This window comes from Weissella kandleri (assembly GCF_045504165.1).
GTDB lineage: Bacteria > Bacillota > Bacilli > Lactobacillales > Lactobacillaceae > Weissella > Weissella kandleri_A.
Genome location: NZ_JBJJNY010000003.1, coordinates 94,401 through 107,399, shown reverse-complemented (window position 1 = coordinate 107,399; position 12,999 = coordinate 94,401). Strand labels below are relative to the sequence as shown.

The following is a 12,999-nucleotide window of genomic DNA, read 5'->3' as shown; positions in this document are numbered from 1 at the left end:
TTGTTGATGGTGAAATTATTCTAATTTTGTTTGCTGAAGGATGATTGAGACAGTTAGTTTCAAAGGCGAATGCTCAAAAATTTATTTGGAAAAACTGATGTTAAAAGTGTATTATATTAAATAAGATTATAAAATTATTTGGGGGAAATGAGCATGAATAAGAAACCAGCCGAATGGATGAGTGAAGCACTTCAATATGAAGATGATTTGCTAACTGATTTGAAGATGATGTTAGAGATTCCATCAGTGCGAAATGACGCAGAAGCAACGGATGACGCGCCCTTAGGACCTCAGACCAAAGCTGCTTTAACGGCCTGGGAAGATTTAGCGCGTCGTGATGGCTTTAGAGTTGGTGATTATAAAGGACTTGTGGGTTATGCTGAAGTGGGTCCAGAAGATGCTGAAGAATCAATTGATATTATTGGACACCTTGATGTGATGCCAGCTGGTGAAGGTTGGACCAAAGAACCATTTAAGCCAGTCATTGAAGATGGACGTTTGTACGCCCGTGGAGCGTCTGATGATAAGGGTCCCTCAATGATTGCATATTATGCCGTCAAGATGTTAAAGGACATGAATGTCCCAATGAAGCGCCGTGTGCGGTTGGTCATGGGAATTGATGAAGAATCAAACTGGACGGGAATGAAAGAATTCTTTGAAGAAGTGGGCTATCCAACAATGGGCTTCTCACCAGATGCCGAATTCCCTATTATTAATGGTGAAAAAGGACAAGCTTCACATGTCATTCGGTTCCAAGGAACAAATGGTGGAAGTTTTAAGTTGGTTTCATTTAAGTCAGGGGAACGGTTTAATATGGTCCCTGGTTTGGCTGAAGCTACGGTTGAGGCGATGGACCCTAAGTTTATAGAGACCGGCTTAAAGCGTTACTTGGCTACAGAAAAGCGTATTAAAGCTGAAATTGAAACTTCAGAACATCAAGCACACATTACCTTTTACGGTAAGCAAGTGCACGGGGCTAAGCCTGAAACTGGTGAAAATGCGGGAACGTATTTGGCTAATTTCTTGCAACAATTTGATTTTGGAGGAAATGCCAAAGGCTTCTTGAACTTCTTGGGAACAGCTGTCCACGATGACACAACAGCTTTGCGCATTGGTGCCATTAAGCACGATGACTTGATGGGCAATTTGTCAATGAACGTGGGAATTCAAGAATTCACAGCAGATGAAGAAGGTTTGATTAACTTGAACTTCCGTTACCCTAAGAATACAAATAATGATGAAATTCGTGCGGCCATTGAAAGTGGCTTGGACGATGATTTCGATGTGACGATTGCGATTGAAGGTAATGCTCAATTACCACACTATGTGCCCGGTGATGATCCATTGGTTGCTACTTTGCTTGACGTTTACCGTCAGCACACTGGTTTGCCTGCTGCAGAACAAGTGATTGGTGGAGGAACCTTTGGACGCCTCTTAGATCGTGGTGTCGCTTTTGGGGCCATGTTTGAAGGCGTACCTGATACCATGCACCAAGCCGATGAATTCTACCCAGTCGCTGATTTGACGCGGGCGATGGCGTTGTTTGCGGATGCCATTGAACGCCTTGCAAATGAAGCCTAGGTGGTTTTTGGCAATTTAATTTAAAATAAATTAAGTTGGTCGTTGATCCTATTGATGAGGTCAATGATTGACTTTTTTTTATCAATTATTAGATAATTAGCCTAAAGTATTACGGCTAAACGAAGGAAGATTTAATGAAAAAAGTATTGGTAATTACCGGTAACACGGGAACTGGGAAAACAACAGTAGCGAATTATTTGAAGCGGCATTATGATATTCCACAAGTGATTACCCATACGACCCGTGTCCCGCGCCAAGGTGAAGTTGATGGGCGAGACTATTATTTTGAAACATCAGAGACCTTTCAACAATTACATTTATTAGAACATGTTCAATATAGTCAAGCGGCGTATGGATCTTCATATGAAGGCTTGGAGCGAGCTTGGCGAAAGGCGCCGGTTATTTCGATTGTTTTGGATACGGCGGGAGCGATTGCGTACCAAAAGGCTTTAGGGTCAGAAGCCGTAATCTTGTATTTAACGGTTGGGAAAACGGATCGCTTGGCTGAGCGGCTTTTGGCTCGGGGGGATGCTCCTGCCAAAGTGCAAGCTCGTTTAAATAGTGCGGAGTATCAACGGGACTTAGCCATTCCAATAGAACTGACCCGGCATGCTTATGTGATTCAAAATGATGATTGGTCAGCAACGGAGCAGCGTTTGGGGGCGATTATTACTGAAGTTATTACAAAACAAAATGAGTAAACTCATAGAATTATTTGACAAAAATAGTATTTATATGAGAAATTATAAAGATAAATTAAAAAAGAATGTTGATAGGAGGCAGGCAAATGTCAATGATCGAGTTTAACCATGTGGAAAAATATTATGGTGATTTTCATGCATTGAAAGATATTAATTTAGAAGTGGATCCAGGTGAGACAGTGGTTTTGTTAGGCCCATCTGGTTCTGGTAAATCGACCTTAATTCGGACTATTAATGGTTTAGAACCAATTCAAGAAGGCCACTTAATTGTGAATGGTTTTGATTTAGCAGATTCGAAGACAGATATGAATAAAATGCGCAAAAATGTTGGAATGGTTTTCCAGCACTTTAATCTTTACGCGAATAAAACGGTATTGGAAAATATTATGTTAGCGCCTCGCAAAGTATTGAAGATGGCCGAAGCAGAGAATCGAGCCACGGCTGAAGAATTGTTAAGCCTAGTTGGTTTGGCTGACAAGGCGGATAAGATGCCATCGTCATTATCGGGAGGACAACAACAGCGAATTGCGATTGCGCGTTCCTTAGCAATGAAGCCAAAAGCTTTGTTGTTTGACGAGCCCACGTCTGCTTTGGATCCTGAAATGGTTAATGATGTTTTGAATATTATGAAAAAAATTGCCGCTGATTCAGAAATGACAATGTTGGTGGTAACCCATGAAATGGGCTTTGCGCGGCAGGTGGCCGATCGGGTTATTTTTATGGCGGATGGTGAAATTTTGGAAGATGCCCCAACGGCTGAATTCTTTAATCATCCTAAGGAACCGCGTGCTCAAAAGTTCTTATCTCAGATTCAACATTAGACACTGATTAAACTGGTTCAGGGGGACAACAAAATGAAAAAAATATTTAAAATGGTTGGCCTAGGTATTGTGGTGTTGGGGCTAAGCATGAGTTGGCCGGGCACAGGACAAGCCGTTGAAAAGCAGAATCAAGTTTTGAATAAAATTGAGACTCGGCATGAGATGGTGTGGGGAACAAAAGCGGATACCCGGTTAATGGGGCTGATGAATATTAAAACCGGAAAAGTTGAAGGGTTTGATGTAGATGTCGCCAAAGAGGTGACAAAGCGAATTGATCCCAAAGCAAAGCCGGTTTTTAATGAAGTCACGTCGGGGACGCGCATCCCTTTGTTACGCAATGGAAATATTGATGCGATTATTGCGACCATGTCGATTACATCTGAGCGGGCTAAAGCTGTTGATTTTTCAAAGCCTTATCTGATGGCTGGGCAGTCCCTCTTGGTGAAAAAAGGTTCATCACTTAAAAATATTAATGATGTCAATCATAAAAATGTCACGATATTAGGAGTTCAAGGATCAACCTCTGTCGAAATTGCTAAGCAAAAAGCGCCTAAGGCCAAAGTATTGGCGTTATCAGATTATGCAACTGCTTTGTCCGCTCTGAAAGCGGGTCAAGGGGATGTTTTGACGACCGATGCTAGTATTTTAGCGGGGATGGCTGCTGAAGATAAGAACTTGCAATTAGTTGGGGGCGTATTTACTGAAGAACCATACGGAATTGCGGTTGCCCAAGAGAACCCAGCTTTAGTTAAGAAAATTAATCGCGCTTTGGCGGAAATGCGGGCGGACGGTACGTATGATCACTTAGTTCAAAAATGGTTCGGTCAGGTACCTGGAATGGACTGGAAGGAGTTGACGAAATCATGATGCATTTAATTAGTACGTATGGAGCGGACTTCTTAACGGGCTTTGGCTGGACTTTGTTGTCAAGTGTAATCGCGCTCGTTGGTTCGTTGATTCTTGGGACACTCTTTGCGATTATCGAAGTGATTCCCCACCCGGTTCCACATTATATTGCACGGTTATACATTGAAGTCTTACGAAATATTCCACTATTGGTGATTACAATGTTTTTCTATATTGTGGTTTCTGGAATTTTTAAAATTAATGGTTTTGTATCTGGGACAATTGGTTTAACCTTGTATACTTCCGCCTTTATCGCTGAAACCGTTAAAGCTGGGATTTATGCCGTACCAACGGGGCAGTATGAAGGTGGCCGCGCTAACGGTTTGAGTTGGTGGGAAACGATGCGGATGATTGTGTTACCGCAAGCCTTTAAATATGTCCTTCCACCCTTGGGCAATCAGTTTGTGAACTTGGTGAAAAATTCGTCAGTCTTAGCGTTTGTAGCTGGCTTTGATTTAATGTATCAAGCTAATCAAATTTCGCAGACAACTTTTGATACCTTTAATCCATACATTATCGTTGGAATTTTGTATTTGGTGATTACTTTACCAATTAGTTATTACATGCGTTACTTAGAAGATAAATTAGTACAGGAGGGGTAGAAGATGAATGAATTTATACATGCTTATTCATGGATTAATATGCGCTTCCTGTTCGAGGGGATGTGGGTGACGGTTCAGGTTGCCGTTGTTTCCGTGATTTTAAGTTTCATTATTGGGTCCATTTTGGGCATCATCCGTTACGCTAAAATCCCTTACGTATCTTGGCTGGTTGGACTTGTGATTGACTTGATTCGGAATTTACCATTATTGCTGATTATTTTCTTTACGTATTTTGCTTTGCCTCATATTGGCGTACAATTTTCGGTTGTTGGTAGCACGATTTTTGCGATGACAATTTTTGAATCAGCCATGTTAGCTGAAATTGTTCGTGGTGGGATTGTATCTGTCCCTAAAGGTCAGTCAGAAGGAGCACGCTCTAATGGCTTAAGTTTTGGGCAAACGTTATGGTACATCTTGTTGCCACAGGCTTATAAGAAAATGATTCCACCAATTATTTCGCAATTTGTTTCTTTGATTAAGGATACGTCATTGGCAACGATTATCATGTTGCCAGAAATGACCTATCGGGCCCAAATTATCTATGCCCAAAATCCAAAGCAAATTGTACCTATGTTTTTGATGTTAGCCTTCCTATACTTTGTTTTGAATTACTGCTTATCAAAGGTCGGACAAATTATTGATAAACGGATGATTGTGTAGTTATTGTTGTAACGCTGGAATTAAATAGAATTTTGAAAAGGATGAACCATTGTGGGACATCCTTTTTTGCTTAAAGTGGTGAATGAGGGTGAGTTAGAAATTAGGCGTTAATGTGGAAAATAGTTTGTTGAAGTGGGTTAATTTTAGAAGACACGCTAATGATGCGGGGGTTCATGGTATAATAGAATAGATATTATTGTGAAGGAGAGACCAAAAAAATGAAACGTTTTAGTCTATTCCAGGCTTTGCCAGATTTTTTTCAAAATCGGCGATTGACCTGGTTAGCCATATGGGTCACAATCATGGCTGCATGTGGGACCGTATTGGCATTTATGGCTAATTGGTTGGTAGGAATTATATGGGTCGCTATCATTGCCTGTGCTTTAGTGTTTGTCTTTAATACGTTAAAGATTATTGGTAGCAATACGCAAAAGTATATCGCAAGCTTATCTTATCGGGTGAATCGAGGAGAACAAGAAGCTTTAATCCAAATGCCACTTGGGGTAATCTTGTATAATGATAAAGATGAAATTAATTGGGTTAACCCGTATTTACAAAGCTTGAGTGCAAAGTCCCTGATTGATCAAAAAATTAATCAAGTTAGCCCAGATTTAATGAATATAATTGAGCAGGCCCAGATGCGCGTGGATACTGAAAAAGCAACTTTTAAAGAACACTTAGATTGGTTGGATCACCAATTTGAAGTTGAAGTTCAACCAGAATTACAAGCCCTGTACTTGCGCGATGTGACCGAAGAGTTACGAGTTCAAGAGCGGTTTGAAGATAATCAATTGTTTATTGGAGTTGTATCTTTGGACAATTATGATGAAATATCAGAACGTTTGAGCGATACTGAATCATCAGTTTTGCATACACATGTGACGACGACTTTGAGCGATTGGATGGATGAACGACATATTTACGTTCGACGGAGTGCCTCGGATAAATATATGTTAATTGGTTACATGAGTGGATTGCGTCAGGCTGAAAAGGATAAGTTTAAGGTTCTAAATACCATTCGTGAATCAACCTCGAGTCAGAATATGCCGATTACGTTAAGCATCGGAATTGCCTATCAAATTGAGAATATTGCCGAAATGGCCACTTCGGCCCAAAAGCAACTCGACTTAGCTTTGGGTCGTGGTGGTGATCAAGTGGTAGTTAAGGCGCCAGGACAAGACGCGCGTTTCTATGGTGGGACAACTAACCCGATGGCAAAACGGACGCGGGTTCGAGCCCGGGTGATTTCACAAGCTTTAACTGAGTTGATGAGTGCGGCTGACCAAGTCTTTGTGATGGGACATGCCCGCGATGATATGGACTCAATGGGAGCCGCGCTAGGGGTGCGGCGGTTAGCTAAGATGGTGAATAAGCCTGCCTGGGTCGTTGTTGATCCAGACGTGAAGCGTCATACTGATATGCGGTTATTACTTAATGAGATGCATGAAGATGCGCAGACTGCCGATGCTACAATGACTCCTTCAGAAGTGTTGAATGCAGCGACGGAACAATCGTTATTGATTCTAGTAGATCATTCGAAGGAATCAATTACTGAAAGTCGTTCGGTGTATGCTGCCTTGAAGGACCGCCTAATTGTCATTGATCATCATCGCCGGGGTGAAGAATTCCCTGAGCAGGCTTTGTTGGTGTATATTGAATCATATGCCTCGTCAACGTCTGAATTGGTGACGGAGCTTTTTGAATATCAGTCTCGCAAACGCCGCGGGTTATCTAGAATTGAGGCCACAGCTTTGTTGTCTGGAATTCAATTGGATACGAAATCCTTTACGATTCGGGCTGGAACGCGGACCTTTGATGCGGCGAGTTATCTGCGTTCCGTGGGGGCCGATGGTAAGTTAATTCAAAACTTTATGAAGGATTCCGTGGAAGATTATCGTCAACGCGCAGCATTGGTTGCGCAAGCCCAAATTCTTGGTGATGATGCCGTCGTAATTGCTGATGACCAGACAATTTACGATTCAGTTTCGGTGGCACAAGCGGCTGATTCATTATTGCAAATTATTGGGATTGAGCGGTCCTTTGTGGTCGCACGGCGGGATGCCACGACGGTTGGCATTTCAGCACGATCAGATGGGCGTAAGAATGTGCAGACGATTATGGAACAACTGGGTGGCGGCGGCCATTTGAGCTTTGCTGCAACGCAATTAAATGATGTTTCCACTAATGAAGCTGGACAAGAACTATATGAAGTATTGAAAAAAGATCAAGCAGATGCTGAAATGGAGGATTAGAAGATGAAGGTTATCTTTTTAGAAGATGTTAAGGGTCGCGGTAAAAAAGGTGAAGTTAAGGATGTCCCAGATGGATACGCCAATAATTTTTTAATTAAAAATAAAAAAGCTAAAGTAGCGACAAATACCAATGTGGCAGCCTTGAAAGGTCAAAAGCGGGCCGCTGAACGGGAAGCCGCTGAGGAGTTAGCCTCAGCGGAAGCGTTAAAAACTAAGCTGGAGGACGACAATGCGGTCATTGAGTTAAAAGCCAAAGCGGGTGCTGATGGTCGTTTGTTTGGAGCTGTTTCATCAAAACAAGTCGTTGAAGCAGCTCAAAAGCAATTAGGAATTAAGCTTGATAAGCGCAAGATGGATATGAAAGAACCAATTCGGGCGTTAGGTTATCGGAATATTAAAATTCGTTTGCATAAGCAAGTTGAAGCAACTTTGCGGGTGCACACGATAGAACAATAAGTAGGAAGATTTGAAAATGGCGGATGAAGTTGTAGATTATAAAAGCGCTCCGCAAGATAATTTTGCTGAGCAAGCAGTCTTGGGGTCCATTCTTATTAGTACGGATCCAGTTGATACCTTGACTACCGTCAGTAGTATTATTCAAAGTCATGACTTTTTTCAAACGCGGCATAAATTGATTTATCAAGCGATGATAGCGCTCGATGATGCGGGGCGGCCGATTGATTCTTTGGTCTTACAAGATCAATTAAGCAGTATGAATCAACTCGAGAATTCAGGAGGGGCTGCTTATTTAGCTGAACTAGGCATGGTAGTACCCATTGCTAGTAATGCGGAAACCTATGCGAAAATTGTGAAAGAAAAATCTCAACGGCGGACATTGTTAGATGTTTTAGCTGATGGGACTGAAGCGAGTTATTCTGAATTAGAACCCGTGACAGACCTGATTGCACGAGTTTCAGGTTCGTTGGATGGGATCGATACCGAAGATGGCTCAGCAGATTTTCGTTCAATTGAAACGGTGGTTACTGAATCGTTTGATCAAATTGAACGGAATGCGCATAATGATGGTAAAATTACTGGCTTGGCATCTGGTTTTCGGGAATTAGATAATCTGACAACTGGCTTTCACCCTGGGGAAATGGTTGTCGTGGCCGCCCGTCCAGCGGTTGGTAAAACGGCTTTTGTCTTAAATGTTGCGCAAAAAGTGGCGGTGATGAATCCAAGTCTACCGGTCGCAATTTTTTCATTGGAGATGCCAGCCGTTTCGTTGGTGAATCGAATGTTGGCCTCCGAAGGTAATATTAATTCACAAAATATGCGAAGTGGGGCTTTGACGGATGAAGAGTGGAGTAAATTAACAATTGCGATGGCTTCCTTAAGTGGGACCAAGCTCTTTATTGATGATACTGCGGGAATTAAAATTACTGAAATCCGTTCGAAATTACGACGCTTAAAAAAACAAGAAGGTCAATTAGGCTTAGTAATTATCGATTATTTACAGTTGGTGGAAGGAACGACCAATGAATCGCAACAGCAAGCCGTTTCATCAGTTTCACGGAATATTAAGAAAATGGCGATGGAGCTGGAAGTGCCAATTATTGCATTAGCTCAGTTGTCACGTGGGGTTGAACAACGTCAGGATAAGCGCCCGGTGCTATCTGATATTCGTGATTCTGGTTCGATTGAGCAAGACGCGGATATTGTTGGCTTTTTGTATCGTGAAGATTATTATCGGCAAGATAACGATGAAGGTGAGAGTACCGGAGCTGGTCAACAAGATGAGGATGGTCCAATTGAATTGATTATTGAAAAGAATCGTTCGGGAGCGCGCGGAACAGCTAAGATGCTTTTCCAAAAAGCATATAGTAAATTCTCTAATTTCGACTACTATCATACTGATGATGATAATCCCTTTAATTAATCCTTGAAAGATTAGACTATTTAAGGTAGAATAATACTGTTGTGTTTGTGGCTTCCACAAACTGCAACCACTCGAACCCCGTTATAAAGGTATGCCCTGCGGATTAGGTGAGTCTAAGTTGTTACTATATTATATTAGGAGGTCTCATACTCATGTCATATGCGATTATTGAGGATGGCGGAAAGCAATATAAGGTTTCTGCCGGTGACGTAATTTACGTTGAAAAGAAGGAAGCAGCTGAAGGAGACAAGATTGTTTTCGATAAGGTTGTCTTTGCAAATGGTACTGTTGGTGCACCTTACGTTGATGGTGTTTCTGTTTCAGGAACAGTGGCTAAGCAGGGTAAGGAAAAGAAGGTTGTAACTTTCAAGTACAAACCAAAGAAGCACTCACACAGTAAGCAAGGTCACCGCCAACCTTATACTAAGGTTGTCATTGACACTATTGCCTAATCATCGAATAATAGGAGGATAAAATCATGGAATTGAATTTAACTAACTTGACGATGCTTGCTCACCACAAAGGTGGAGGTTCATCTGCTAACGGTCGTGATTCAGCAGGTCGTCGCCTTGGTACGAAGCGTGCTGATGGACAAGATATCAAAGCAGGATCAATTATCTATCGCCAACGTGGAACACATATTTACCCTGGTGTAAATGTTGGACGCGGAAATGATGACACTTTGTATGCTAAGGCTGATGGTGTTGTTAAGTTCGGTCGTTTAGGCCGTGACAAGCGTCAAGTTTCTGTTGTTTCTCGTGACGAGTACAAAGAAATGATTGCTAAGTAATTTAATATAGATAAGGACTTACCAATTTAGTTTGGTAAGTCTTTTTTTATTGTTCTAAAGTGATTTGTGAAGGAGAAGATAACCTGATTAGATGTTCTCATTATTACTCGTGATGAGTACAAAGAAATGATTGCTAAGTAATTAAATTTAAAAAAGGCTGGTCATTTGTGACGAGTCTTTTTATTTATTGTTAGAACACCATACATAACTCTTAGAAAAAAACATCCGTCGACCAGGACCGAGTTTGACGACCCGTGATCATCCATGGTATTTAAATTAATGGAATAGTTTTCAAGATGAAGTATTCTGCGATAATATCGGAGTATACTTTTCGTAAAAATTTACAAAATAAATACTATGAACAGATTGCTCTTTGTGGTTTCTTCATATCAAATATGATATGGTTTTGTTGTAAAAGTGATTAATAATAATCATAATTTATACGTTTTCTAAATGGAATTGTCTTATAATAAAGTATGTAAATCTAATTCAATAATATCTTTAAATTGATTGCGTAATATACAAAAAATGTATTTATTAATAATTGTGCCTAATGATGTTGCTAAAGATATTACGACTATCCAACTGTAAAACAGCTCCTTTTTAAAAGTTGTTTGTGCTACAATATAAAGGCTTAGTATAAAAAGTTACTATATTTTATATATATTAAATGAATGTAAATAAATGAAAACAAAGAAATCGATTTCATTGAAATTAGTTTAAGGAAGGAGGTTGCAAATGGAAAATAAGAATTTAAAACAAACGAATCAGACGTCAGTGGTACAGATTGAAATTCTGGAACCGGCGGTGGCTTTGGAAAAACATATGCAGGCGGAAACGTTGTTTTATTCCGCTAAGGATGATCAACAATATGGTTATAGTGATGAGTATTTTGAACCAGGTCATTGGTGGTTGAAAATTAGGCAAACGATAATTGCCTTATTAAGTTGGGGATGTGTCTTAGTCCCAAGTTTTATTACTATTGAATCCTTTGTAAATTATGCGACGCATCAGCGGCATGGCATTGGGTTTTGGCGCTATACTGAGGGAATTCATGAGATTTTGTTTTTAATTTTTTTATTGGCCTTTATGGCGAGTGTTACGTTTATTTTTGCGATTTCAATGACTTTAATTCAAAATAATCGACGCGAAGGGACTTTAGAGAAATGGCCTACGTTTGATTCCATTGATGATATACATAAAAAAGCAATGACTGAGCAATTTATGGAACGACGCTTTGTTATTAAAGCGGTGCGACATAATGTACGTTATTATGAAGTGCAACCTGACCAGAACTTAGAAGATACTGAATTAGCAGATTACTTACACGTTGATCGTGGATAAATATAGGGACGAATGGAAGTTAGGATGATTAGTGAAATTTTTGATGAAATGTTGATGCAAGGGAGACCGATAGCGATAGCATTACGTATCATTTTAATAATTCTATGCCTTTACCCTGTGATGGGGGCGATGTTCTGGTTTTTTGGTTCATTAAGTTATCGTTGGCTTAAGATTGGTCGTAAGGAAGTCGCATTTAAAAGCATCCCTAAAGTACAGCAGCCGATGATTACGATTATGATTCCAGCTCATAATGAAGAGGTAATGATTGAAGAGACAATTCATTATTTATGCACTAAATTAAATTATGGTAACTATGAAATTTTGGTCATGGATGATGGTAGTACGGATGATACGAATAAAATATTACGGCGGTTGCAGATGGAGTATTCAAATTTGCGAGTTATCAAAATCGTTAAAAATAAGGGGAAGGCGCATGCTTTTAATATTGGGATGAACTTCGCGAAAGGTGATTATATCTTAAGTAATGATGCCGATACTTTACCGGAGCCAGATTCATTAATGAAGTATATGAATTATTTTATTAATGCCGAAGATGTGAATACCGCCGCAGTAACGGCCAATATGGACGTTCAGAACCGGACGAAAATAATTGGAAAATCGCAAACCGTGGAGTTTTCTAGTATTGTCGGAGTGATTAAACGCAGTCAAACGGCAATTAATGATTCAATGTACTCGTATAGTGGTGCTAACACCATGTATCGTAAACAATTTTTAATTGATGTGGGAGGTTTTCGGCAAGACCGAGCGACAGAGGATATTAGTATCGCTTGGGATCATTTGTTGTTCGGAGTAACGCCACGTTTTGCCCCAGATATTATTTTTCATATGAATGTGCCAGAAACCTTATCGGAACTTTTTCGGCAACGTAAACGCTGGGCCCAAGGGGGAACAGAAGTTTGGTTGACCAATGCACATTTGTTTTTACGGCATCCAATTAAATATCGATATGTTTTGTCTATGTTTATTGATACCACCCTTTCGGTAATTTGGTCATTCTTCTTTGTGATAACGACGATTATTTTTATAATCACGATGCTTTATTTTTTGTTACAAGGCAATTATGAACGGGTCTGGCATGGAATTTCGTTGAGTTTTATTTTTATGACCTTTGAATTATTTTCAGGCTTTTTACAATTGTTAGCGGCGTTGTTATTGGATCAAAGTGCGGCTAAATTTAAATATTTTTTGTTCGCACCGATTTACATGCTGTTTTTATGGATGGTCAATCCATTGACCATTGTGGTCACCTTCATTCCCGCGGTTCAGTCATTGTTGGGGAAGGGTCATGGAACTTGGGTGAGTCCAACGCGTAAGTCGTTAAAGAAATAGGAGGAGCCCGATATGATTTTATATGTTGCTTTTGGCATTATCTTGGTGATGGGGGTCGTTTTTTCCATCGCTATTTTCAGTAGTTATTTTTGGGCGTAACGGCAAGCAGGCAT

The 12,999-nt window shown here is 40.3% G+C and carries 13 protein-coding genes and 1 other annotated feature; all 13 genes read left to right on the top strand.

What is annotated here, in order from left to right; all coding sequences use genetic code 11:
- The first annotated feature begins 153 nt into the window (after window positions 1-153).
- The 13 genes from pepV to ACJQWY_RS02735 all read left to right on the top strand — a co-directional run bounded on the left by pepV (window position 154) and on the right by ACJQWY_RS02735 (window position 12,886).
- The gene (pepV, locus tag ACJQWY_RS02795) at window positions 154-1,581 is read left to right on the top strand and encodes a dipeptidase PepV (protein ID WP_407076233.1); all 1,428 of its coding nucleotides are present in this window, start codon (window positions 154-156) and stop codon (window positions 1,579-1,581) included.
- A gap of 134 nt (window positions 1,582-1,715) precedes the next feature.
- On the top strand, window positions 1,716-2,282 hold the full coding sequence (locus tag ACJQWY_RS02790; RefSeq protein ID WP_407076232.1) for a guanylate kinase: 567 nt from the start codon (window positions 1,716-1,718) through the stop codon (window positions 2,280-2,282).
- Between the two features lie 86 nt (window positions 2,283-2,368).
- Window positions 2,369-3,103 (top strand): amino acid ABC transporter ATP-binding protein, encoded by a 735-nt coding sequence (locus ACJQWY_RS02785; protein WP_407076231.1) that lies wholly within the window; start codon window positions 2,369-2,371, stop codon window positions 3,101-3,103.
- A 33-nt stretch (window positions 3,104-3,136) separates the two neighbouring features.
- A complete protein-coding gene (locus tag ACJQWY_RS02780) occupies window positions 3,137-3,970 on the top strand; it encodes a transporter substrate-binding domain-containing protein (protein ID WP_407076230.1) in 834 nt (277 codons plus the stop codon).
- Window positions 3,967-4,611: an amino acid ABC transporter permease gene (locus tag ACJQWY_RS02775; RefSeq protein WP_407076229.1), complete on the top strand. Its 645-nt coding sequence runs from the start codon at window positions 3,967-3,969 to the stop codon at window positions 4,609-4,611. Before ACJQWY_RS02780 ends, ACJQWY_RS02775 begins: the two co-directional genes overlap by 4 nt.
- 3 nt (window positions 4,612-4,614) lie before the next feature.
- Window positions 4,615-5,271 (top strand): amino acid ABC transporter permease, encoded by a 657-nt coding sequence (locus ACJQWY_RS02770; RefSeq protein WP_407076228.1) that lies wholly within the window; start codon window positions 4,615-4,617, stop codon window positions 5,269-5,271.
- Between the two features lie 218 nt (window positions 5,272-5,489).
- The gene (locus ACJQWY_RS02765) at window positions 5,490-7,523 is read left to right on the top strand and encodes a DHH family phosphoesterase (protein WP_407076227.1); all 2,034 of its coding nucleotides are present in this window, start codon (window positions 5,490-5,492) and stop codon (window positions 7,521-7,523) included.
- A gap of 3 nt (window positions 7,524-7,526) precedes the next feature.
- Window positions 7,527-7,979 (top strand): 50S ribosomal protein L9, encoded by a 453-nt coding sequence (gene rplI, locus ACJQWY_RS02760; protein ID WP_407076226.1) that lies wholly within the window; start codon window positions 7,527-7,529, stop codon window positions 7,977-7,979.
- Between the two features lie 16 nt (window positions 7,980-7,995).
- Window positions 7,996-9,402 (top strand): replicative DNA helicase, encoded by a 1,407-nt coding sequence (dnaB, locus tag ACJQWY_RS02755; RefSeq protein ID WP_407076225.1) that lies wholly within the window; start codon window positions 7,996-7,998, stop codon window positions 9,400-9,402.
- Between the two features lie 55 nt (window positions 9,403-9,457).
- Window positions 9,458-9,527, top strand: a sequence feature (ribosomal protein L21 leader region).
- A 27-nt stretch (window positions 9,528-9,554) separates the two neighbouring features.
- A complete protein-coding gene (rplU, locus tag ACJQWY_RS02750) occupies window positions 9,555-9,854 on the top strand; it encodes a 50S ribosomal protein L21 (protein ID WP_407076224.1) in 300 nt (99 codons plus the stop codon).
- Window positions 9,855-9,880: 26 nt separating this feature from the next.
- Window positions 9,881-10,192, top strand: coding sequence for a 50S ribosomal protein L27 (gene rpmA, locus ACJQWY_RS02745; protein WP_057754495.1), 312 nt, complete (start codon window positions 9,881-9,883; stop codon window positions 10,190-10,192).
- Between the two features lie 738 nt (window positions 10,193-10,930).
- On the top strand, window positions 10,931-11,536 hold the full coding sequence (locus ACJQWY_RS02740) for a hypothetical protein (RefSeq protein ID WP_407076223.1): 606 nt from the start codon (window positions 10,931-10,933) through the stop codon (window positions 11,534-11,536).
- A 24-nt stretch (window positions 11,537-11,560) separates the two neighbouring features.
- On the top strand, window positions 11,561-12,886 hold the full coding sequence (locus ACJQWY_RS02735; RefSeq protein WP_407076222.1) for a glycosyltransferase family 2 protein: 1,326 nt from the start codon (window positions 11,561-11,563) through the stop codon (window positions 12,884-12,886).
- Window positions 12,887-12,999 lie beyond the last annotated feature (113 nt).

Coding starts and splice junctions, on each gene's coding strand:
- ACJQWY_RS02770 (WP_407076228.1), top strand. CDS start 4,615: ATGAATGAATTTATACATGCTTATTCATGGATTAATATGCGCTTCCTG.
- rplU (WP_407076224.1), top strand. CDS start 9,555: ATGTCATATGCGATTATTGAGGATGGCGGAAAGCAATATAAGGTTTCT.
- ACJQWY_RS02735 (WP_407076222.1), top strand. CDS start 11,561: ATGATTAGTGAAATTTTTGATGAAATGTTGATGCAAGGGAGACCGATA.
- rplI (WP_407076226.1), top strand. CDS start 7,527: ATGAAGGTTATCTTTTTAGAAGATGTTAAGGGTCGCGGTAAAAAAGGT.
- rpmA (WP_057754495.1), top strand. CDS start 9,881: ATGGAATTGAATTTAACTAACTTGACGATGCTTGCTCACCACAAAGGT.
- ACJQWY_RS02775 (WP_407076229.1), top strand. CDS start 3,967: ATGATGCATTTAATTAGTACGTATGGAGCGGACTTCTTAACGGGCTTT.
- ACJQWY_RS02780 (WP_407076230.1), top strand. CDS start 3,137: ATGAAAAAAATATTTAAAATGGTTGGCCTAGGTATTGTGGTGTTGGGG.
- ACJQWY_RS02765 (WP_407076227.1), top strand. CDS start 5,490: ATGAAACGTTTTAGTCTATTCCAGGCTTTGCCAGATTTTTTTCAAAAT.
- ACJQWY_RS02785 (WP_407076231.1), top strand. CDS start 2,369: ATGTCAATGATCGAGTTTAACCATGTGGAAAAATATTATGGTGATTTT.
- dnaB (WP_407076225.1), top strand. CDS start 7,996: ATGGCGGATGAAGTTGTAGATTATAAAAGCGCTCCGCAAGATAATTTT.
- ACJQWY_RS02790 (WP_407076232.1), top strand. CDS start 1,716: ATGAAAAAAGTATTGGTAATTACCGGTAACACGGGAACTGGGAAAACA.
- ACJQWY_RS02740 (WP_407076223.1), top strand. CDS start 10,931: ATGGAAAATAAGAATTTAAAACAAACGAATCAGACGTCAGTGGTACAG.
- pepV (WP_407076233.1), top strand. CDS start 154: ATGAATAAGAAACCAGCCGAATGGATGAGTGAAGCACTTCAATATGAA.